Origin of the sequence: Clostridioides sp. ES-S-0010-02, from assembly GCA_020641055.1 — a bacterium.
Taxonomy (GTDB): Bacteria; Bacillota; Clostridia; order Peptostreptococcales; family Peptostreptococcaceae; genus Clostridioides.
Genome location: CP067345.1, coordinates 1,916,815 through 1,940,673, shown reverse-complemented (window position 1 = coordinate 1,940,673; position 23,859 = coordinate 1,916,815). Strand labels below are relative to the sequence as shown.

At 26.4% G+C, this 23,859-nt stretch carries 21 protein-coding genes and 2 pseudogenes; 5 read left to right on the top strand and 18 right to left on the bottom strand.

Features of this window, described 5'->3' with window-relative positions; translation table 11 throughout:
- Positions 1 to 68: 68 nt before the first annotated feature.
- Positions 69 to 1,661, bottom strand: coding sequence for a hydroxylamine reductase (hcp, locus tag JJC01_08825; protein UDN59946.1), 1,593 nt, complete (start codon positions 1,659 to 1,661; stop codon positions 69 to 71).
- Between the two features lie 63 nt (positions 1,662 to 1,724).
- Positions 1,725 to 2,453: a 4Fe-4S binding protein gene (locus JJC01_08820; GenBank protein ID UDN59945.1), complete on the bottom strand. Its 729-nt coding sequence runs from the start codon at positions 2,451 to 2,453 to the stop codon at positions 1,725 to 1,727.
- Between the two features lie 163 nt (positions 2,454 to 2,616).
- On the opposite strand from JJC01_08820, the gene JJC01_08815 reads away from it, so the two are divergent.
- Entirely contained in the window at positions 2,617 to 3,333 is a 717-nt protein-coding gene (locus JJC01_08815; GenBank protein ID UDN60149.1) for a Crp/Fnr family transcriptional regulator, read from the top strand.
- A 201-nt stretch (positions 3,334 to 3,534) separates the two neighbouring features.
- Here the strand turns inward: JJC01_08815 and JJC01_08810 are convergent, their stop codons facing one another.
- The 4 genes and pseudogenes from JJC01_08810 to JJC01_08795 form a co-directional block, all read right to left on the bottom strand.
- A complete protein-coding gene (locus tag JJC01_08810) occupies positions 3,535 to 4,284 on the bottom strand; it encodes an amino acid ABC transporter ATP-binding protein (protein UDN59944.1) in 750 nt (249 codons plus the stop codon).
- 132 nt (positions 4,285 to 4,416) lie between these two features.
- Complete coding sequence (locus JJC01_08805; protein ID UDN59943.1) at positions 4,417 to 4,626, bottom strand: hypothetical protein; 210 nt, start codon at positions 4,624 to 4,626, stop codon at positions 4,417 to 4,419.
- A 46-nt stretch (positions 4,627 to 4,672) separates the two neighbouring features.
- Positions 4,673 to 4,804, bottom strand: a pseudogene (locus JJC01_08800) (amino acid ABC transporter permease).
- 489 nt (positions 4,805 to 5,293) lie between these two features.
- Complete coding sequence (locus JJC01_08795; protein ID UDN59942.1) at positions 5,294 to 5,773, bottom strand: DUF2975 domain-containing protein; 480 nt, start codon at positions 5,771 to 5,773, stop codon at positions 5,294 to 5,296.
- A 327-nt stretch (positions 5,774 to 6,100) separates the two neighbouring features.
- Between JJC01_08795 and JJC01_08790 the strand changes: the two genes are divergently transcribed.
- Entirely contained in the window at positions 6,101 to 6,853 is a 753-nt protein-coding gene (locus JJC01_08790; GenBank protein UDN59941.1) for an AAA family ATPase, read from the top strand.
- A 170-nt stretch (positions 6,854 to 7,023) separates the two neighbouring features.
- Here JJC01_08790 and JJC01_08785 read toward each other — a convergent pair whose 3' ends face one another.
- Together JJC01_08785 and JJC01_08780 are read right to left on the bottom strand one after the other, a co-directional pair.
- Entirely contained in the window at positions 7,024 to 7,455 is a 432-nt protein-coding gene (locus tag JJC01_08785) for a 4Fe-4S binding protein (GenBank protein UDN59940.1), read from the bottom strand.
- A gap of 13 nt (positions 7,456 to 7,468) precedes the next feature.
- Entirely contained in the window at positions 7,469 to 9,643 is a 2,175-nt protein-coding gene (locus tag JJC01_08780) for a molybdopterin-dependent oxidoreductase (GenBank protein ID UDN59939.1), read from the bottom strand.
- A gap of 259 nt (positions 9,644 to 9,902) precedes the next feature.
- On the opposite strand from JJC01_08780, the gene JJC01_08775 reads away from it, so the two are divergent.
- Positions 9,903 to 13,091 carry a DEAD/DEAH box helicase gene (locus tag JJC01_08775; protein UDN59938.1) on the top strand — a complete coding sequence of 1,063 codons (3,189 nt, stop codon included), beginning with the start codon at positions 9,903 to 9,905 and terminating at the stop codon, positions 13,089 to 13,091.
- A gap of 148 nt (positions 13,092 to 13,239) precedes the next feature.
- On the opposite strand, the gene JJC01_08770 is transcribed toward JJC01_08775, so the two are convergent.
- Positions 13,240 to 13,800: a chromate transporter gene (locus tag JJC01_08770; protein ID UDN59937.1), complete on the bottom strand. Its 561-nt coding sequence runs from the start codon at positions 13,798 to 13,800 to the stop codon at positions 13,240 to 13,242.
- Entirely contained in the window at positions 13,797 to 14,369 is a 573-nt protein-coding gene (locus tag JJC01_08765) for a chromate transporter (protein UDN59936.1), read from the bottom strand. The genes JJC01_08770 and JJC01_08765 overlap by 4 nt, the downstream gene beginning before the upstream one ends.
- A gap of 113 nt (positions 14,370 to 14,482) precedes the next feature.
- Between JJC01_08765 and JJC01_08760 the strand changes: the two genes are divergently transcribed.
- Positions 14,483 to 15,340, top strand: a complete 858-nt coding sequence (locus tag JJC01_08760; GenBank protein UDN59935.1) for a LysR family transcriptional regulator — start codon at positions 14,483 to 14,485, stop codon at positions 15,338 to 15,340.
- 308 nt (positions 15,341 to 15,648) lie between these two features.
- Here the strand turns inward: JJC01_08760 and JJC01_08755 are convergent, their stop codons facing one another.
- From JJC01_08755 to JJC01_08720, 8 genes are all read right to left on the bottom strand, one after another.
- Positions 15,649 to 16,092 (bottom strand): VOC family protein, encoded by a 444-nt coding sequence (locus tag JJC01_08755; GenBank protein ID UDN59934.1) that lies wholly within the window; start codon positions 16,090 to 16,092, stop codon positions 15,649 to 15,651.
- 82 nt (positions 16,093 to 16,174) lie between these two features.
- The gene (locus JJC01_08750; GenBank protein UDN59933.1) at positions 16,175 to 16,939 is read right to left on the bottom strand and encodes an alpha/beta hydrolase; all 765 of its coding nucleotides are present in this window, start codon (positions 16,937 to 16,939) and stop codon (positions 16,175 to 16,177) included.
- A gap of 145 nt (positions 16,940 to 17,084) precedes the next feature.
- Positions 17,085 to 17,249, bottom strand: coding sequence for a hypothetical protein (locus JJC01_08745; GenBank protein ID UDN59932.1), 165 nt, complete (start codon positions 17,247 to 17,249; stop codon positions 17,085 to 17,087).
- Positions 17,250 to 17,333: 84 nt separating this feature from the next.
- Positions 17,334 to 17,573: a hypothetical protein gene (locus JJC01_08740; GenBank protein ID UDN59931.1), complete on the bottom strand. Its 240-nt coding sequence runs from the start codon at positions 17,571 to 17,573 to the stop codon at positions 17,334 to 17,336.
- A gap of 129 nt (positions 17,574 to 17,702) precedes the next feature.
- The gene (locus tag JJC01_08735) at positions 17,703 to 19,196 is read right to left on the bottom strand and encodes a DEAD/DEAH box helicase (GenBank protein UDN59930.1); all 1,494 of its coding nucleotides are present in this window, start codon (positions 19,194 to 19,196) and stop codon (positions 17,703 to 17,705) included.
- A 343-nt stretch (positions 19,197 to 19,539) separates the two neighbouring features.
- Positions 19,540 to 20,082: an N-acetylmuramoyl-L-alanine amidase gene (locus JJC01_08730; protein ID UDN59929.1), complete on the bottom strand. Its 543-nt coding sequence runs from the start codon at positions 20,080 to 20,082 to the stop codon at positions 19,540 to 19,542.
- Positions 20,083 to 20,714: 632 nt separating this feature from the next.
- Complete coding sequence (locus JJC01_08725; protein UDN59928.1) at positions 20,715 to 21,728, bottom strand: DUF11 domain-containing protein; 1,014 nt, start codon at positions 21,726 to 21,728, stop codon at positions 20,715 to 20,717.
- A 27-nt stretch (positions 21,729 to 21,755) separates the two neighbouring features.
- Complete coding sequence (locus tag JJC01_08720; GenBank protein ID UDN59927.1) at positions 21,756 to 22,253, bottom strand: DUF3794 domain-containing protein; 498 nt, start codon at positions 22,251 to 22,253, stop codon at positions 21,756 to 21,758.
- Positions 22,254 to 22,511: 258 nt separating this feature from the next.
- Between JJC01_08720 and JJC01_08715 the strand changes: the two are divergent.
- Positions 22,512 to 23,767, top strand: a pseudogene (locus JJC01_08715) (MFS transporter).
- Positions 23,768 to 23,859 lie beyond the last annotated feature (92 nt).

The window sequence follows — 23,859 nt, the reverse complement described above, 5'->3', positions numbered from 1 at the left end:
TAATTATAATTAATCTTAATAATACTTTGATTATAAAATTTATACCTTATCAGCTAAGCGTATTTTCTTTATCCTAATATTTTTTTCATATCTTCTTCTGGAGTAGATATAGGAGTTAAAGCAAATTTCTCAACCAATATATTCAATACATTTTCAGACAAGAACGCTGGTAAAGAAGGTCCTATATAGATATTTTTTATACCTAAGTAAAGCAATGTAAGAAGTACACAAACAGCTTTTTGTTCATACCATGATAGAACTATGCTAAGAGGTAATTCATTTACATCACATTCAAAAGCATTTGCCAATGAAATAGCCACTTGAATTGCACTGTAAGTATCATTACATTGTCCCATATCCATTAAACGTGGTAAACCACCTATTTCTCCAAGATTTAAATCATTAAATCTATATTTTCCACATGCAAGAGTCAATATAACAGTGTCTTCAGGAGCTTGTTTTACAAATTCAGTATAATAATTTCTTCCAGGTTTTGCACCATCACAACCACCAACTAATAAAAAGTGTCTTATGGCACCATTTTTTACAGCTTCTACTACTGTATCTTGTACAGATGAAACTGTTCCTCTTGCAAAACCAGTAGTTAGCATATCACCTCCATTTATTCCAGTCATATGCATATCTTCTTTATATCCTCCAAGTTCAAGTGCTTTTTCTATTACACTAGAAAAATCTTTATCTTCTCCAATATGAACCATACCAGGATAAGCAACCACTTCTGTAGTAAATACTCTATCTCTATAACTATCCTTAACAGGCATTAAACAGTTTGTCGTAAATAGTATTGGAGCAGGTATATTGTCAAATTCTTTTTGTTGATTTTGCCATGCTGTACCAAAATTTCCTTTTAAGTGCTTATATTCTTTTAATTTTGGATATGCATGTGCTGGTAATAATTCTCCATGAGTGTATATGTTTATTCCCTTATCTTTTGTTTGCTCTAGCAATTTGTGTAAATCATAAAGGTCATGCCCTGTAACTACAATAAATGGACCTTTTTCAATTTTCATAGGTACTTGAGTTGGCTCTGGTGTTCCATAAGTTTCGGTATTTGCTCTATCAAGTAATTCCATACATTTTAAGTTTATTTCCCCAGTTTTCATTACAAATCCTAAAAGTTCATCACTAGATAAGTCTTCTCCAACTGCTATTAACCCTTCGTAGAAAAAGTCATTCACTTCTTTATCTGTATATCCAAGTACCATTGCATGATAAGCATAAGCAGCCATCCCTCTTAATCCAAATAAAATTAATGATTTTAATGAACGTATATCTTCATTATCATTCCATAAATTCTTCATATCATAGTTATCATTTCTACTACAAGTTGTTGAGCAATCTGAACATCTAGGTACAAGTTCACTTTTTGCTAGTTCAGTTTTTTCAATTTGTCTTTTTATAGCTTCATCATCAAAACTTACATTTGTTACAGTAGTAAACAATCCTTCTATCATAACTTTATCTGTTTCTCTTGTTGGTCTATTTTTATTTCCAACAGTTGCTCTTGAAAGTCCAATTAATACTCCTGTAAGTTCATCTTGTAAATTAGCTGTTCCCCCTTTTTTACCACAAGCTCCATTTATAGTACATCCTTTACCACCAACTGTCTGTTCACATTGAAAACAAAACATATTCTCCATCTTTTATTCCTCCCATTTAATTTTATTTATTAAAATTTATTAAATTGTTTACGATTTACTTAATTAGATTTCTCCATCTACTATTTTCCCATCTACAGATATAGTAATTACTTGCCATGGTATCATCTTTCCACTATTTTGTAGGGCTGTTTTAACTGCATTTACGATACCACCACAACAAGGTACCTCCATACGTGTTACCACTATATTTTTAATATCATTTAATCTTAAAATTTCTGTAAGTTTTTCAGCATAATCAACTTCATCAAGTTTAGGGCAACCAATTAATGTAACCTTATTTTTCATAAATTTATTATGGAAATTTCCATATGCATATGCTGTACAGTCTGCTGCTATTAAAAGACTTGCATTCTTTAAATATGATGCATTAGCAGGTACTAGTTTTATTTGCACTGGCCACTGATTAAGCTGAGACTCTTGTGCCTCCATTACTATATTGTTATTTGTAGATATAGTATCTAAATCTTGTCTTTTTATAGACTTAGACTGAGAACCTGGACATCCACATGCTAAATTTTCTTTTTGTGCTCTCTTTGCTTCCATATTTGCTTTTACTGCTTCTTCATCATATTCTGCAGCCTCTCTATTTTCAAATGAAATTGCATTCGTTGGACAAGTTGGTAAACAATCTCCTAAACCATCGCAATAATCGTCTCTTAAAAGTTTTGCTTTTCCATTTACCATACCTATAGCTTCTTCATGACAAGCTTCAACACATAATCCACAACCATTACATTTTTCTTCATTAATTTTAATTATTTTTCTAATCATTTATATCACCTCATAAAATTTTTTTGTTTAAAATACTACTTTACTAGATATTTATTTTTAAGACATAGGTCTTTTTTATTTTAGATTTTTGTATCAGGATTTTTATATCTCCTTGCTTTTATAAATTTAGTATAGTACAATGAAAAGAAATTATCGGTTGCATATGCAACAAGGAAGTGATTATTTGAAAAAATTTTTAGAAAAACATATAAATCTATTAAGAAGGATTTCTCTGTTTGAAGGGATTAAAGATGATGAACTTGAAGCAATGTTAGAATGTTTGGGTGTTACTGATAAGACTTATCCAAAAGATGACATAATATTTTCTGTAGGAAATGAAGTGACTTCTATTGGAATTATGCTTAAGGGAAGTGCACACATAATAAAAGAAGATATTGAAGGTAATAGAAATATTGTGGCTGAACTTTTACCTGGTGATTTATTTGGAGAGGTGTTTGCTTGCACTAGACTACATAAAAGTACTGTAACAGTAGTGACAACATCTTCATGTGAAGTTCTATTTATAAAGTTTAAAAGTGTGACTGGTATTTGCTCGTCTACATGTGAATTTCACAATAGACTTGTTGAAAATATGTTACAATTAATAGCTGAAAAAAATATTTTACTTCATAACAAAATAGAGTTGCTTTCTTGTAAAACAACTCGTGAAAAATTGCTCATGTACTTTTCAAATCAAATAGAGAGAACAGGTAACTATAAGTTTACAATCCCTTTTTCAAGAAATGAAATGGCTGACTTTTTATGTGTTGATAGAAGTTCTATGTCAAGAGAACTTGGAAAAATGAGAGATGAAGGTCTATTATCTTTTAACAAAAATAAGTTTGAAATCTTTTGTTTCCAAAATAAGTTTGATATTTAAACTTATATGATTCAATACACATAATTTTAATTAATTCAAATTATAGGCATTACGTCTAAATCTAGAATTTATATTTTTACTCAAAAAGTTAATAGATATCTTAATTATATAAATTAAGATATCTATTAATTTTGTATGTTAATTAGCTTACTTTTATGAAAGTATCTCATATGTCTTAAGACATACTTCAATTATATGTTTTTAATTAAATACTTCTTCTTTCCTAATAATATTTAAAAATTTTGCCGTTCTTTCATTTTTTGGATTATTAAATATTTCATCAGGAGTTCCTTCTTCAGCTATCACACCATTATCCATAAATATAATTTTATCAGCAACTTCTTTTGCAAAATTTATTTCGTGAGTCACAATAAGCATTGTTATTCCATCTTTTGCAAGCGATTTTATAACACTTAAAACTTCTCCAACAAGTTCTGGGTCAAGTGCAGATGTTGGTTCATCAAATAATATTACATTTGGATTTACTGCCATCGCTCTAGCTATACCTATTCTTTGTTGCTGACCTCCAGATAACTTTGATGGATAAAAATCTTTTCTATCTAACATCCCAACTTTTTCTATTAATTTTATCGAAATTTCTCTAGCTTCTTGTTTACTCTTTTTATGTACCGCTATCAATGCTTCCATTACATTTTCTAATGCTGTTTTATTTTTAAATAGGTTATAATTTTGGAATACCATAGATGTATGTTTTCTTAAATTTGCTATATCCTTTTTTGTTGCTTTTTCTACATCTACTTTTACATCTCCAATCATTATTTTTCCTTTTGTAGGCTCAACTAAATAATTTAAACATCTAAGTAACGTAGATTTACCTGTTCCAGATGGACCAAGTATAGCTACTACTTCACTTTGATTTATTTCTAAATTTATACCTTTAAGAACTTCTGTACCTTTAAAACTTTTATGTAAATTCTCTACTTTTATCATCAGTATCCACCTTTTTTAATAAATATAATAGACTAATCATATATTTGATACTAAAATTAATATGTTAATTTGAAATCTAAAAATAACTTAGTCATTTTATTTTTAAATAGAATATATTCTTATAATTATAATCTAACATTGACAAAGATAATCTACTGCAAGTTGTGCAAATAATGAAGATGCTGTGCTTAAACATTTTTCATCTATATTAAACTTGTTATTATGAAGTCTGTAATTTATATTTTTTTCTTTATTTCCTACCCCTATATACATAAATAAACTAGGTCTTTCCTTCATATAAATAGCAAAATCTTCACCTGTCATTGCTGAAAAATCAATCATTTCAATATTTTCATCTCCAAGTATTTTTAAAGCACTTTTTCTTCTAAGATAATAACGCTACTATCGTTCCTATAATTAATGAAAATATCAGTGAGCTTATTGCTAAAATCACAGTTACATTGAATGATTTCATTATTATTTGAAATAATTCCAAAAAATATTTCATGTTAAAAATCATAAAATAAGTCCCCCTCACTTAATGTTGTTTTTTGCAAACTTTTGTCACATATTAAATTATAATAGAATTTTATTTATTTTTCCAATAGAAAAAAACTATTTCCTTACCCACTTATATAGCCCTTTTTAATATCAAATTTATTTAATATAATTGGGCTGTCTAACTCGTTTTTATAAAATTAAAACATATGAAAAAGTTGTAATATAGATATTTACATATCATTACTGCTATTGCAAATCAACCTCCGTGGAAGACTGTATATTAATCAATAAAAAATTAGATACGAAAAAATTTAGTAAAGAATTAAATATATCTCGTGTATCATTTACTTCAGAAGAATTATTATGGATGTAGTGATGGAACGAATACTGGATATATTAAAATAAAGACTGAGTATATATTAAATATTTTATTACCATATACTAAACATAAATATAGAGTTATCGAAACATCATGTCTAAATTTACTATAATTGACATAGTGTGCCTCCTAAATAATTAAATCATTATCTTCTTTTATCTTTATTGCCTTCTTAAATCCGTCTGAAATCACAAAACTCATAAGAGCAACCACAAAATATACAAGAGTTGGGACTGTGAAGTAAAATCCGAATCCTAAATCTAGGAACCTCATTCCTGTTCCAGTAGTACCGAAAGTTGAACTAAATTCTATAACAGAATTTAAAAGTAAAAGATAGCCAATAAGTCTAAATCTTTTTGCATTTTCATTTATGAATAAGCTATATTCAGAACTATTTAATATTTCTAACAATGACTTTACTATAATAAAATATGATACAACCAAAGAAAACCTTAACATACCAGATATAAAACTTTGTATAGTTGCTTCACCACTAAAACAAATATAACTAAAGCCTTTAATTCCTCCTACAGAAAGTACTAATGCTAAAAGAAAAAATAAAATTTGTAATATACCATTTAATAGATTTTTTATAAATTTATCAGACACTATATCAACTCCTTTAAAATATTTTATATATTATATACTACATCATACAATATCGTTTTTCAATAATTTTTTTATAATAAAAGATATATTTTTATTGTTAAAAATATAAAATATTTTAATTTCCTAAGTAAATATTTTAAGAGTAATTAAAATTATCTGTTGTTAGTGTAAGGTTTCTGATAATTAACACTATGAATATCTATATCTAGATTCCAATTTAAAAATTATTAATATCTATATTAAAATTTATTAGATAAAAACCTAAATATAGTCACTAATTTTAAGTTATAATAAGTATATTAAAATCAATAAAAGGGAGTTTTAAATTTGAATGCTGAAAAAATAAATCAATATATTAGGTCAGTTAAACTAAACAGAAAAGGTATACATAGTATAAATGAATATCCATTTAATCTACCAATAGTAAAAAACTTATATCAACTTGAGTTTCATAAAAACGTAACTTTTATAATTGGTGAAAATGGAAGTGGAAAATCAACATTATTAGAAGCAATAGCTATTGAATATGGATTCAACCCTGAAGGTGGTACAAAAAACTTTGGCTTTAGTACTTATAATAGCCACTCTGAACTTCATAAATATATAACAATCACAAAAGGACCTAAAAAACCTAAGCAAAATTTTTTCTTGAGAGCTGAATCTTTTTATAATGTAGCTACTGCAATAGATAAAGCTTCTAGGTTTTCGTCAGGAGTAAAAACTATAAACTATTATGGAGGAGTATCATTGCATGAACAATCTCATGGTGAATCATTCTTCTCATTATTTATTCATAAATTTTCTAAAGAAGGAATATATATATTAGATGAACCAGAGGCAGCACTTTCACCTGCTAGACAGATGGCTTTTATAACAAGATTACACGAATTAGTAACCCAAAATTGCCAATTCATCATAGCAACACACTCACCCATATTAATTTGTTATCCTAATTCAATCATCTATGAAATAAATGAGAATGGCATTAATAAAGTTAAATGCGAAGATAGTGAAAATTATCAACTTACTCAAGATTTTTTAAATCATAAAGAAAAATTCTTAAACATGTTAATTGATTAGTAATCCATAAGACAAACTTTTTAAAATAAAAATTTAAACTTCTAACTATCTCAATTTTTTATTTTATAAGTATATACATAAAAAGACTATATTAAATTAGTTATAATACAAATTTAATGTAGTCTTTTACAAAGTTCATTTTACATCTTAGTATAAATTATAATTTATAATTAATCTACTTCCATATTAAACTTTAATGCTCCTGTAGGACATACCATTACACAAGGTGCATCCATACCCCACTCATTTCGTTCAACACAACCATTACACTTGTTTGCTTTACCATCATTTCCATAAATCAAAGCTCCATATTCACAAGTTTTTTCACAAAGTTTACATCCTATACAATCTTGATTATCTAATATGACAAATTTATTTTCTTTTTTAAAACAATCTTTAGGACATACATCTACACATTTTGCTTCATCACAATGAACACATGATAATGAAAAATATTCTACCTTTTCTTTTTCTTCCACTGTAAATACATGTCTAAAAAATTCACCCTTATCTATGTCATTATCATTTTGGTCTATACAAGCAAGCAAACAAGCCCCACATGCTGTACATAACTCTTTATTGAATTCAAATAAACTTTTCATTATATCCCCCCAATTATTTATTCACTTTTTCAATCTTACACTTACAACTTCTATATGCAGGGAATCCACTATAAGGGTCAAAATTATCACAGATGATACTATTTACATCAGCTTCTCTATATCCATGATACATATGTATGTTTTTATATAAAACTCTATCAGTAACATTGACCTTGACATTCAAACTTCCTATTTTAGTAGTTATTTTTATATAATCTCCATTATTAATACCTAAGTCTTTTGCATCTAAACTAGAAATGTCACAACTAGCCTCATTTTTTAATATTCTCGAAAGCTTAACATCATGAAGTCTTGAGTGTAATGCATTTGGAATTCTTGCACCTGATGTTAATAGGTAATTATACTCATCTATATCATCATTAAATTCTTTGTATGTTGGTAATGTATCTAATCCAAAATCTTTATATTTTTCAATAATTGTAGATTTTAATTCAAACTTAGATGTACTAGTATCATAACCTTCCATTGTATACGAACCTACCTCATATGATTTAAAATCTTTACATTTCAATGGTGAATCACTTTCTTTAAGTTCATCTACATCTACACAAGTTCCTTTAAACATATGTCTTATACTTGCTTCATAACCTGCTTTTAAGAAATCATCATCTATGTCCATAACATTTGCTAAGTCAGAAAGTATTTCTACATCTGATTTTGAATCATATAATGTATCAATTACTTTTTTCGTATATGTAATATATCCACCTGGATAACTCTTACATTCTTCTCTTTCAAAAGATGTGCATGCAGGTAAAAGTATATCTGCATATTTTGATGCATCTGTCATAAATAAATCTATATTGACAAAGAAATCTACAGTGTTTAGAGCGTTAAAAAGCCTACCTGAATTAGGAAACATTCTAGCATTTATACCATGACAAAACAATGCTTTTATTTCATAAGGTGTCTTTTCTTCTATTTGTCGAGTTAAATCCATAGCTTGAAATTGATTTACCATTTCATTCCAAAGAGGAAATCTTTCCCCACCAATTCTTTCATTTATATTTTTAGGTAGCACTTCTTTTACAAACTCTTTTTCTAATGTTTGAAATCCTCCTACCTTACCAGCAAAATAATCTTGTTTTGGTATGTTACCTCCAATTTTATCATAATTACCTGTTATAGCAGATAGAGACATCATTGCCCTATAATTTTGAAATCCATTTTGGTGATGAACTACTGGAGCAGCACTTTCATTTATACAAAATGGACCTTTCGATAACATCTCTACAGCTTTTACTATATCATCTTTAGAAACCCCTGTAATTTTGTTGACAGTATCTAAATCAAATAATTTTACATATTCCTTGTATTCATCAAACCCATGTACATGTTTTTCTATGTATTCTTTATCTATCAAATCTTTTTCTATAAATAAATTAGCCATTCCTAGAGCTAAAGCTCCATCAGTACCAGGCTTAACTCTCAAGTGCAAATCTGATATTTTTTGAGTTGTTGGTGTTATCCTAGGGTCTACAATTATAAATTTTAAACCTTTTTCCTTTAGTTTACTTAAATTTACACTATTTAAAAATTTAGAGTAGTATGGATTAAACCCCCAACCTAAATAAGTATTTGCATTTTCCATATCCTGCATTGTAAAATTTCTCCCAGTTGCAACATTTCCAGCCATCTGTGCTGATGTTGAACAGGAGCTTGATTCTGTACCATAATTAGGAGAACCAAATGAAGATGCAAACCTTTGTAAAAACGGTCTATACCACTTTCCATACCCTGTAAAAAATGCTACATGTTTTGCTCCATATTCGTCTTTTATTTTATTTAATTTTCCCCCTATTTCACTATAAGCTTCTTCCCATGATATTGGCTTAAACTTTCCTTCACCTCTTTTTCCAATCCTCTTCAGTGGTGTTTTTATTCTATCTTCTCGATACATATATTCTCTATTACAAAGCCCCTTTGTACACAACAACCCTCTGTTCATTGGATGCTCTTTTGTTCCTTCTATTTTTATTACTTTGCCATCTTTGACATATGCATCAATTCCACAATGAATTCCTGGAGAACAAATATCACATAAAGTCTTCTTTATTTCTATTCCTGTTTCCTTACATGGTATCTTAGCCTTAATCAATTTATAACTATCCATATCAATATCTTCCTTTCCCAATGATAAATATAAAACACTATAATTATTATACATTCTTTTAATTTAAATATCATAAACTTAAAATATGTTTTTAATAATTAAATTTTATATACATTTATAAACTACTTAAATCATTATTTTTCACTCCTAGTTTACAGGAGATTACAATAAAAATCTAATAGCAAATTGTTATTTATATATATTTTGCAATAGATAAAAGCTATTTATATATGCTTTAATTTAAACACTGTATTTAGAGTGTAAATTGAATAGATTTAGATTATAATATATACAGTGAGGTAAGGTGAATAAAATGAAAATAGATATGATATATAAATTAATCAAAAGAAATACAGAACCATCAAGATGGTCAAGAGGTATAAAATACTATAGTAATCAATTAGTTGATTATATAGACATTGATATTGATGACTTACAAAATAACTTGCTAACATTTCGTGGTGGAGTCAATTCTGAGGATAATTATAGCTTTTATTTTAATTCAATAACAATAGATATAAAACACTTTAAAATAATTGAAAGTGACTGTAGTTGTGTTGATTGTCAATCAAATATTACAAATCGAGGCATCTTTATATGTAAACATCTAGTTGCTATTGTGATAAAAAGCCTAAAGCAAATAAAAAGTAAAAATGACATTCCTCCTGTTCTAATAGATATATTAGATGATGATAAAGATAAACTTTCTAAGACTGATTCTAAAGTCGGCTTGGACTTAAGTAAACAACTACTTTCTTTTTTAAATGATACTAAAAAAGAAAGAGTCAATTTAGATGTATTATTAAACATTGATTCAAACAAAGCAATTGCTGAGTTTAAAATTGGAATCGATAAAATGTATGTTTTAAAAAATATCACTGAATTTGCATATTCAAAACTTAATGGATATGAATTGGAGTTTGGAAAAAAATTTATTTATAATCCTAACATCCATTATTTTGCTGATGAAGATGAGAAGTTAATAGATATGATAGAAGAATATGGAACAAATCTTTCATATAATTTTTCTTCGTCATACTCAAAAAAGTTCATGGAAATAAATATGAGTTCTCTGAAACAATTTTTGAATGCTCTTAAGGACAAGGATTTTACTCTAATTTTTTCTAAGAAAGAATATCATCCAAAAGTATCAAGTGATATTTTACCAATAAAATTTAATTTTAAAAATATAGAAGATAAAATTGTCTTATCCTCCAAAGACTTACTACCTGTTCCACTTAGTAGAAAAGGTGATGTACTTTTATATGAGAATAATATCTACTTATTGTCTCATAAAAAGGCTCGAGATTATTCAAAAATCTATCAAGTATTATCAAAATCTAAGGAATTAAAATTTGATAAAGAAGACTCTAAAGATGTTTTAGGGCTATTAGTGCCTAAATTAAAGTCAATATCCAAAGAAGTTTATTTGGATGAAAACATAAAAAATAATATAGCAAATAATTTTGAAACAGAGTTTTACTTTGATATAATTGGTGGCAATGTATGTTGCGACATAAAGTATATCTATGATGATGAAAGTGGTAAAAAATTTATACTTCCCAATATACAAAAGGAGGCTAAAATTGAAAATAAAATGCTTTCTTCACAATTTGTAAAAGAAAATAACAGATATACATTTAAAGGAACTGACTATGACCTATTTACATTTTTAGATTCACAGTTAGAATCTTTAAAGGAATTTGGAGATATCTATTATTCTGAAAAGTTTAAATTGAAGAAAATATATAATTCTTCATCAATTCAAGCTTCAATTAATCAAACTAATCAAAATTATCTAGAATTTAATTTTAATATATCTGATATAAATCCAAAAGAGTACAAAGATATTCTAAAAGCTCTCCAAGAAAAACGTACTTTTTATAAGCTAAAAGATGGAAGTTTTATAGACTTATCAGAAAAAGAAACTAAAGATTTTTTTGAACTGGTTGAAAATTTGGATGTAATTGATAAATCAAAAGATAATAAAATTCATAATAATAAAGCTCTATATATAAATGAAATGATAAAAGGTAAAGATTTAAAATTTATAACTGGTAAAAATGAATTAGAAAATACATGTGCTAAATTTAGAAATTTTAATGTTATAAATTCAGAAATTCCAAGTAATTTAAAAGCAAATCTACGTGACTACCAAATAAATGGTTTTAATTGGTTTAAAGTTTTAGATTTTTATAAATTTGGTGGTATATTAGCTGATGAAATGGGTCTTGGAAAAACAATACAAACTATTACATTTTTACTATCTGTATTCAATAAAAAAAGTATTATTGTTACGCCAACATCACTTATTTATAATTGGAAAAATGAATTTGAAAAATTTGCTCCAGATATAAAAGTTCTATTGATACATGGAAATAAAAAAGATAGAGAAAAGTGCTTTAGAGAAATAAACGATTTTAATGTAGTCCTTACAACATATGGTACTCTTAGAAATGACTTAGAAAAATATAATGAAATAATTTTTGATTATTGTGTAATAGATGAGGCTCAAAACATTAAAAATCCAGTGGCTTTAGTAACAGAAGCTGTAAAAAATATAAATGCAAAAAATAAATTTGCACTTACTGGTACACCTATGGAAAACAATTTAGTAGAGTTATGGTCTATATTTGATTTTATAATGCCTGGATATTTATATAGTAGAGGAAAATTTCAAGAGTTATTTATAAATAAAGAAGATAATGTTGAAAATTTAAAAAGACTTATAAAGCCTTTTATTCTTAGAAGAAGTAAAAAAGAAGTAATGAAAGAACTCCCAGACAAGATTGAGAAAAACTTTTTTGTTGAATTAAATAAGGAACAGAAAAAAATATATAGTGTGTATGCAAAAGATATACAAGATAAAATGAAAGATAAAAATCTTAAGAAAGATAAAATAGTTATTTTCTCTTATTTAACTAAACTAAGACAGCTTTGTTTAGACCCAAGTATAGTGGTAAAAGATTATAATAAAAAAAGTTCAAAAATAGAAACATGTCTAGAAATACTTAGAGATAGTATAAATGAAAATCACAAGATATTATTATTTTCACAATTTACATCTGTCCTTAAAAATATAGGCAAGGAACTTGATAAGTGTAAAATTGCATATCACTATATAGATGGTAAAACTAATGCTAAAGAAAGGCTTGAACTTGTAGATAAATTTAATAATAGTACTGACAAAAAAGTTTTTTTAATATCTTTAAAGGCAGGTGGTACAGGATTAAATCTTACAACTGCTGATATTGTAATTCACTTTGACCCATGGTGGAATCCATCAGTAGAAAATCAAGCTAGTGACAGAGCTCATAGATTCGGTCAAAAAAATGTAGTACAAGTTATAAAGTTAATTGCTAAAGGCACTATAGAAGAAAAGATAATAAAATTACAAGAAAATAAAAAAGAGCTTATAAATCAATTTATAAATGGAGAGCTTTCTAACGAAGGTGTATTAAGAAGTTTATCTGATAGTGAGATAATGGACTTGTTTAATTGAAGGTAAGATATATAGTAAGTAAAAATAAAATACTACTATGTTATTTGTAATTGATAAACAGGAGTTTCCTAAAATATAGGAGACTCCATAATATCTTAAGCTTTGCAAATTATATGTAAATCTTTCTTTGCTTATATATTAACCTTCTTTATAAATATACAATTAATCCAAACAATCCAGATAACACCATCATAAGTATAGGTCCAATCTTATATTTTCGTAAACAATACAATGAACAACAAAATAAAATAACAGCTATAATATCTATATTTTTGAAAATATTGGTAGTATAATAATTTGAAGAACCAAAAAATGTCAACAATATAATTGTAAATCCTGCTGAGATGATTAATCCTAAAGAGGATGCTTTCAGTCCATTTAAAATTTCAAAAACAAATTTCGAACTCTTATATTTTTTAAAAAATCCATATAAAAACATAGAAATAATTATTCCTGATATTATACAACCAACTGTTGCTGATATAGCACCCTCAATTCCTGCCACTTGCATACCAACAAAAGTAGAAGTATTAACAGCTAATGGACCTGGAGTCATTTGAGAAATTGTAATAATATCAGTAAAAACCTTTTGTGTTATCCATCCTTGCTTAAAAACTACCTGTTCCTGTATAATTGGAATAATAGCATAACCACCACCTATACTAAACATTCCTATTTTCAAAAACGTAAAGAATAAATTTATAATCATATACTCTCCCCCTTTTTTCGAAGTTGAATATATATAGCAAATAAACAAATCAAACAACTTAAAAGTAATACGAGTATTACATTAATTTTAAGGAAAGTACAAGCAATAAATGAAAATGGTACTAATAGATTTAATAACATTGATTTTTCATTAAGAATCATTTTATACATATCTATAGTCAAATCTACAATCAATGCAGCAACGCATGCCTGCATACCTTTTAAGATTGCAATTATATAAATATTTGAAGAAAACGCAACATACCACCTTGAAACAAGTCCTAAAATTACTATAGGAGGTATAATTGAACAAATACAACTGATAATTACTCCTATAAATCCAGCTGTTCTTTTACCTGCTAAAATGCTTAAGTTGATTGCAATTGCTCCAGGTGAAGATTGAGCAATTGTAGCCATTTCCATAAGCTCTGATTCACTAAATATTTTTTTATCCATAACATAGTACTTTTTTATCATAGGAACAACAACGTATCCACCACCAAAAGTAAAGGCACTTATAAATAAACTTATATAGCAAAGCCATAAATACAATTTAATATTTTTTCTCATAATATTCCTTTCTATGTGCACATGGACATATTATAAATGTTGTACTGCTATTTGTAAAATGATAAAATATTGTTGCAGACATGAATTTAATTCATGAGTAAAGGAGTCTAATTATGAATTTTAAACATTGCATTATTTTTAGAGAAGTTGCAAGAGTAGAAAATTTCACTAAAGCTGCAAATAATCTATTTATTACACAATCAGCAGTTTCCCATGCAATAAGAGAGCTTGAGAATGAGGCTGAAACCAAATTATTTGAGCGATTACATAAAAGTGTTAAATTAACAAAAACAGGAGAACTTCTTTTACAAGAAATTTTGCCAATACTTGAAAATTTAGAAAATGTTGAATCAAGGATTAAAAACTTAGAGTGTGAAACGCCCATACATATTGCGTCTTGTATTACGTTTGCTCAAATATGGCTGCCTCAATTAATAAGGAGATTTCAAGAAATATCTCCAAATACTAAGATTAATGTTGAAGTTCATAGTGCATTAAAAGCATTAAAATTATTGAAACAAGGAAAGGTTGATATAGCTTTTATTGAAGGGAAAATCATACAAGGCGCATTAGAAATCAGAAAATTTTCTTCTTATGAATTATGCATTGTATCTTCACCAAGCTATTGCAATACTGCCGAGTTAAGTTTATCTCAACTATTGGGTATGGATTTACTATTACGAGAAAGAGGAAGTGCTGTACGTGAAACTTTTGAATCAGCTGTAACCTTGCAAGGTTACAAAGTACATGCAAGCTGGGAAAGTGTAGATTCACAATCCCTAATAGAAGCTACTAAAAATAGTTTAGGTGTTTCAATTCTTCCTAAAATTCTAGTTGAGCAAGAAATAGAAAAAGGAAACCTTATACAGATATTTATTCCTGATTTTAAACTTTTTAATGATATTACTGTAGTAATAAATAAAAATAAGTATAAATCTGCCTCATTAGAAAAACTATGTAAATTAATTTAGCATTTAAAAGGATACTTGATAAATTCTATGAGATACTCAAGTATCCTTTTTAAACAATGTTTGTTATTTTTTATAAGTCTCTCTTCCATTGTTTGTTATTCATTATTATATACAAAAACTTTTTAAATTACTTCTTAAGAAAACCTTTAGCTATTTTTAAGAAAGCAAGACCATTTGATAAAATTGCAGGATGACCAATTTATTAAAAAAGTATTATCAATACATAATAGATATGTCTAATTACATATTTTAATAACACCCTTTTTAAATTTTTTGTAATATAAATAAAAATTTGTTTGTGTTATTATTTAATCCCAGCTCTGTAATTCAATAATATTTCCCTCTATATCTGTTGCATATACAAATGTAGCAACTTGTCCATTAGGATATTTTGTTTTAACAATTTCTCCAACTTGACCTCCACCTGCACTTTTTATTTTATTTAGGGTTTCTTCAACATTTTCAATTTCAAATGCGATGTGTGAAAAACCATAATTATTTATATTTTTTTGAAGCACTTCACCATATAAATTATATGAAAATATTTCTAATGTTGGTAAACAATCATCATATCCAGGTAAAGCTAAGTGCACACCTTCAATATGAGCATCTTTTATCCCTGTCAATCTATCCAACCATTCACCTTTTAGGTTTCTTTGTGGTGGTACTTTTCTGCATTCAAATACATCTTTATAAAATTCAGACAGCTTTTCCCAGTCTCTTGCTATTATATTTGTATGTACGTATCTCATATATTCCAACTCCTTTATAAAATATAAAGTATTCTTTATTTCCATAACACACTCTATTCCATGCTCAAATTATATCATTAAATTATTCTTTTAAAAATTTCTTTGCTACATTTGAAAAAATTAATCCATTTGATAAAATAGCTGGATGTCCACCTTTATTAAACAGATGCATTTTTCCATTTTTAATTTTTTCAAGAAGTGATGAAAAAGTATTTTCAAAGAAATCATGAGCTACTAAAGATACAAATTCATCTTCTTTACTTCCTGTTAAAAGTACATCTGGTTGCATAGTTTCTAGAGGCTTATGAAAAAATTTACCTATAGTTTTATAATGTTCAAAAATAGCTTCTGTATCATTATCTACTACTTGCTCCCAATTTTCGCCTTGATTGTAAATATAAAAAGCTTTTGCATCATCATCTTGCTTTGATGCTTCACGCTCTAATTTCACATTTTGCACAAATGACTCTAGAGGAGCTTCTCCTTCAAAACTGTCTGCAATTACCTTATTCACTAAATCGGGTCTTTCAAGTGCAACATTTAATGCAACAAGAGCTCCTCCACTACTGCCAATTATATTTACTTTTTTATAGTTCATCTTTTCTAAAAAACATATAACTTGCATAGCCTCATCAAACCATAAATCGACAGAAAACTTATCAACCATTTGAGATTTGCCATGACCAACAAAATCAATTAATATTATTTTATATTCATCTTTATAAAAATCGATTATATCATCAAACATCTTAGATGAGGCTGTATTTCCATGTAAAAAAAGTAATGGTGTACCATCTCCAATTTCATTATAGTAACACTGTTTGTTATTATATTTAAAGTATGCCATATGTTTCCCCCTTTAATATTTCTATAAATATATGTTTATGATTTACATTTAAAATGACTATTGTCATAAACACTTAAAAATAGTATAACTTAGAGTATAACCAAAATCAATAATACCTTAGTTGATTTGTTGTTTACTTAAGTTATTATAATCTAACTTCTGTAAAGTTTCTTTTTTGTACGAAAATGTTCTTTCCATTTGCAACTTCATTTCGATAGCAAAGCAATTCATTAGTATTGATACTTTTACTTAAATTCATAATTTCATCATCAAAGAGAGCATTTCCTGTATCTGTAATAAAAATATTCAATCTCTCTTTCCATTGTTCATTAAAAATTTGTTCTTTTTGGGCAACTAGTACATTTACTGTTAAATCTTCAATCCTTGAGATATGTCACAAAACCCATGCAATAGTTTCGTCTTTACTTGTTGGCACAATAGCATATTCATTTCTGTTTAAGTCATTAATAAGTTTGTCCACTTCATTTTTTTCTGTATTTGATATTTCTGAGAGATGTAATTTTGAATGAATTTCTAAAAATAGTGTTTTTACCTGTTCTATTTTTTCTTCTTTACGTATGATTTTATTTAATTCTTTGTGTACTTCACTTAACCCATTTCCAAAATATTTCATATAGTACCTCTTAATCAAATTCTTTTTTCTTCTAATTTTATTTTATCTAGCCTTTATAATCTCATTATACTTAGAAAATACAAAACCAATGCAATTTATTATAATAATTAACTAATAATGATAATTGAATTATTGTATATCTCTTTTTACCTTAACCATTTTTTTCTTTATAGGAATCTCTTTATATCTTTTCAATATCAAGTCTCCCTTGTAATTTAATATATCTATATATGAACATAAATCTTGAACTTCGATTACACCTATATCATCATTAGTAATACCTTTTATATTACTAAATGCTCCAACTATATCTAAGACCCTTATCTTCTTCTTTTTACCAGCATTTAAATACAATTTAACTACTTCATTTTCTAGATTTGATTTTATATCTTTACTTTTGTTTGAATTTTTAGCAATTTTTTTTCTTTTCGATACTTCTTTCAAAATTTCTTTTGAATATTCTTCAAACAAAACTTTACCCTTAATAATACTACTTTGTTCTATATTAGTTAACTCATTTATTTTATATCCTACATATGTTTCTATATTATCTATATATTTCTCATCTTTTTCATCTACTATAGTGATAGCTTTTCCACTATTTCCTTTTCTACCAGTCCTACCTATCCTATGTATATAGTTTTCCTTATCTTGTGGCACATCATAGTTTATGACTAAAGAAATATCATCAATATGTATTCCTCTAGATGCTACATCACTACTAACTAATACATTAAACTTTATATTTTTAAAATCCTTAATCACAAATATTCTTTTTTCTTGTGATAAATCTGCATGTAACTCTCTTACCAAAAAACCTTCCTTACTCATTTTATTATATAGTTTAGATACTTTTTCTTTAGTATTACAAAATATTATTACACTCCTTGGATTTTCGCTGTATATTAATTCTTTTAAAACTACATACTTATTTCTTTCCTTTGACTTGATTATTTTATCATCTATTTGTCTTAATCCTTCATTAGTGTTACTTTCATTTCCTTCTACATTTATAATGCCGTAATCTGGCGTATATTTTTCACATATATATTTTATCTCTTCACCTATTGTAGCTGAAAAAAGACCTAAGGTTCTCTCTTTAGGTATATTTGTTAATATTGTTTCCATCTGTTCAAGAAAACCTTTATTAAACATTTTATCAGCTTCATCTATTATTAAATACTTTATTTTTTCTAAATTAATAGTGCCTCTATTTATATGGTCAATTATTCTACCCGGAGTAGCTACAACGACATGAACCCTTTGCTTTAACTCAGCTACTTGTTCTTTTATAGATTGTCTACCAAATATAGCACTACATCTTACCTTCTTTAACCTTCCTATACTTGATATCTCATCTTTTACCTGTAGCGCTAATTCTCTCGTTGGTACTACTATAAGTGCTTGAATATTATTGTATTCTATATCAATATTTTCACATATCGGTATTGCAAAACTTGCTGTTTTCCCACTTCCTGTTTTTGATTTTACTGCTATATTTTTACTATTTAACAATTCTGGAATAACTTCTATTTGTACCTTAGAAGGTACATTATATTCTAAATTTTTTAATGACTTAAGTATCTTTTTATCCAATTTAAAACTTTCGAATGTATATTTCATATATTACCACCTTATTATGTTTATTTTTATCTTATCAATTATATTTTTCTCCATTATATTATTATAATGTAAGACACCGATATTTTTATACTTTTTATCATTATATATAGATTTTAGCAGAAAAAATTATGAACTAGTCCTTAAATCAAAATAAAATCTAAAAAAATACCCCTTATTAACATTGATAAGTCAATATTTTCAAGGGGTATTTTTTTTAGATAATTAAATTGATTTAAATAAACTGAATTAGTATACTTCTTAGGTTTAATTTATATTCCTAGACAATTTTTCAATTTATATCTAAGATTAAAAGGTATTAATCAATACCTAAATTACCATAATCTCACATACCTATATCTTTATTCAAAATACCTTCTGTAATTAATCGTGCTATATAGTCATAACCTGCTTCATTGGCTTTATTGCAATCATCCACATTATCACAGAAAAAACTTTCAATTTGTATTGCAACTGGATTCGTGTTTCTCAAGATATATAAATTTTCTCTTTTTTTAGCTCCTCTATTTTCAAATAATTCTCCAAGTTTATTAGATACTCTTTTAGCATATTCTAATCCTTCATTACCATAATAAAGTACTTCTGCACCAAAGCTTTTTCCATCACTTTTATTTAAATGTAGCTCTACTAGTAAATCATATTTGCCACTATTTACTTTTGGAACTCTATAAAAAAACTCTTCTTTTTCTGCTACAAAATGTCTTTCTGGACAAATTATTACATCTACTGTATTACCTTGACTTATGAGCATCTCTGCTAACATAGGAGCTAATTTTTTATTATAACTATACTCATCAACTATTGCATTTACACCTGTACTTTTTCCACCTTTTAGTATACTATGACCTACTGTTATGCATATTTTCATTTACTTTTTGTCACCTTCTTTTAAAGCTAAAATTTGTATAATAGTAATATGATTTTAAAGCTATTACTAGTAATAATATATTAATTGAAGATGGCAAAAGTTCTCATAACTTATCATTTTTTTAACATATTTGTCTTATTTTAGCATAAATCTAGATGCTTAATTTTATTTATTACAATTATTATTTAACTCTATTTCATAATAACTACTGTAAATCCAGTATAAGTATTATAGTTCAACACATTATCTAACAGTATATGTTACAAACATTGAATTATTTGGTGTATTCCTAAGAATACTGTGGTTATTAAATTTATATTTCTATATTTATTACAGATATATTGCAAGCTAAAATTTCCTCAAGAATCATAAATTTCTTATCTCTAACTTTGCTAACACTTTTATTCTTAAACTATATACTTGTCATTATAATATTATAATAAATTATTTGATAATAGCTTATTGTTAAGGCTTTATAATCAATTTATAAGTCATAAATACTTGATTAACTGATTTTTTATAATTGATGCTATTTTAACAATAATTATCACCTTATATCTAATCTATAATAATATTTGTATACATTAAATCATATAGTTGTTTTAGTAATTTTAAATTTTATGTACAACCAATTAATAGTATAATAAAAGCGATGTATTTATGAATAATTCACCATTATTCAGTTCATTTATTGATATATGTTCAGTTTTTATATTTATACTTTTTACATCTTCATAAACTATTCCAACAGGTGAACAAATAAAGCAAGAGAAACCAAAGGTTTTAGTAACTTTTTTAACTTTGCTAGGAGTAATATTAATTTGATTTTTGTAATTTTCTATATTTTCATTAGCCATTTTTATATTACTTCTATAGTCCTTATCTTCTTGAATGTTATAACTATTATCTAATTTATTTACTGATTTAAATCTACTATAATTTCTACAACTATAGTTAATTTCAAACTCTATACTTCCAACAATTATTAAATTGCATAGTTTTAGATTTTTGTCTTTATTTATAGGATTTTTTATAAGTTTTATACTAAGTATTTTGCTATTTGTCTTCACTTTTAATATATCTTTTAGATTTTTAGGTGCTTTTAAAGTATTGCTTATATTTAATTGTTTAAATACAGCTTTTTTAATACTTGTATAAACACGATTACTTTCTATTGATATTTTCATTGGAAATTTTTCCATATCATACTTATAATAATAATATATATTAGCGTGGTTTTCTATAACCCTACATGCTGAATTTGCTAATACTATGCTTTTAAAAGATATTATTTTTTTACAATTTCCATTTATTTTACCTATGTAAAAACCTTGTTGTGGATTTAATCCACCCTTTCTGATACCATTAACTTCTACAGTATTATTTATAAATTTTATGTACTTAGAAATATAATCTTTAAAAAATATATTCCCAGTTTTGCGATTACTCATATTTGTAACAACAATAGTATATGTTAAAATATCAAATACAGATGCACATTCTTTATCAACATATTTTTCTACCTCTAAAATATTTCCACTCATATCATTTGAAACAATATTACTAAAAGTAGTTTTTGTTATTATAGGGCTTCTAGATAATAACTTATAACTAAAATCTCCCCCATATTCATTGATACCTCTCATTGCACCCACCTTTCTATAATTTAAATATTATCTTATTTTAAAATTATTGTCATAACTTATAATTGTAGTTATACTTATAAATAAATTATTGTCATCTAAAATGGATGATGTTATATCTTGTATAATATACTTTAAATTAATTTTATCGTTATTTTTTATTCCTCTAGGCATTTGTATAAATGTACTAAAAGGTATTTTTAATTCAAGTATATTTTTCTTTGTAAAATTCCTATTTCTTTTAGCATTATTTATATTTTCTAACCTTATGTTAGTATTTATATCACCAACTAAAATTAACTTTTTACCAGTCATCTGCTCATCCTCTAACGACATACATTCTATTGTATCAATCAATTTTATATCGTGGATATTCATTCCACAAACAGATGTATCTAATAAATTTACTCCAGATTTTTTAGAAACTAGCTTAAAATTTTTATATGTATTAAATTGAGAAAAGTAGAGTGTATTTTCTAGACTCTCACATTCTTCCAGATTATATATAACCTTATCTTTTTCATGCATGATTTCATCAATCTCCCTATATCTATATATTAATACTATTCATTATAACTATTTCAAATTACCATTTTTAATTTTGTATGAAATAAATATCGCTATTTATAAGATATGATATATTTTTGATAGATATCATACCTTTTATTTAAAATAAAAATATAATTTTAAAATTATAAATTAAATATTTCTATTGACTTTTTATTTGTGATTGATTATAATTTTTATAGACCGACGGTCAGTCTTAAAAAGTGAGGTGTTCTAGAAATGCAAGATTTAAATAAAATGAATAGTTGTTTTAATAAGAATTTTAATTTAATAGTACTTGGTCAAATTGTCTCTATACTTGGTTCATCGTTGTTAAGATTTGGACTTTCCACTTATATTTTAGACACGACAGGACGTGCAGACATATTTGCAGCTTTATACGCAATATCAAGCATACCTCTTTTATTTTCTCCAATTGGTGGTGCAATAGCTGATAGATTTAATCGTAAAAATTTAATGGTTATATTTGATTTTATTAGTTCAGTTATTATTTTTACTTTTATTTGTCTTCTTTCTACTTTAAACAATTCTATTATATTAATTGGGGTTATTATGGTACTATTATCAATTATTAGTTCTATGTATCAACCTACTGTACAAGCAAGCATACCTTTAATAGCAAATGAAAAAGATTTAGAACAAGCAAATGGAATTGTAAACGGAATAAGCTCTCTTTCAAGTATGTTTGCTCCTGTACTTGGAGGTTTGTTATATGGTCTTATTGGAATTAAGATGCTTCTTATTGTAAGTTGTATTGCATTTTTTCTATCCGCAGTAATGGAAATGTTTATTCATATACCTTTTAATAAAAGAAAAGTTAATGGAAGCATAGTATCAACAATAGTCAGTGATATGAAAGAAGGATTTTCTTATGTTATAAAACAATCTTATATTAGTAAAGCCATGATTCTAGCTGCTTCTTTAAATTTATTTTTGACTCCATTCTTACTTGTAGGAATACAATATATTTTACGTATAACAATGCATAGTAGTAATAATATGTATGGCATAGGGATAGGAATTATTGAATTTAGTAGTGTTTTAGGTGCACTTTCAATAGGTCTGTTTGCTAAAAAATGAAAATGAATACACTGTATCGCTGGTTAATGTTAATTAGTATTCTGATGATACCAATGGCTATTTCTATTTCACCTTTAATGCTTAGACTAGGATATTATCCATCTTTTATATTGTTATTTATTTGTGTTATACCTATAGCCATGTCTATGACAATTATTACTATATTCGTTTTAACTATTGTTCAAAAACAAACTCCTAATGAATTATTGGGTAAAGTAATGGCTACTGTTACCGCTGTATCACAGTGTGTTGCTCCAGTTGGTCAAATTATGCATGGAAAATTATTTGAAATTTTCAGTTCCACAGTCTATATACCTATAGTATGTATGTTCATAATTATGCTATTAATTTCAATTCTTGCTAAGTATCTATATAAGAATGAATCAAAAGCATAAAGTATAAAATAATTAAAAATTATTTTTAAATGTACAAACCGATTGGAAAACATACTTTAATCATCCACAAAATGTTAAAAAGCAACAGATAA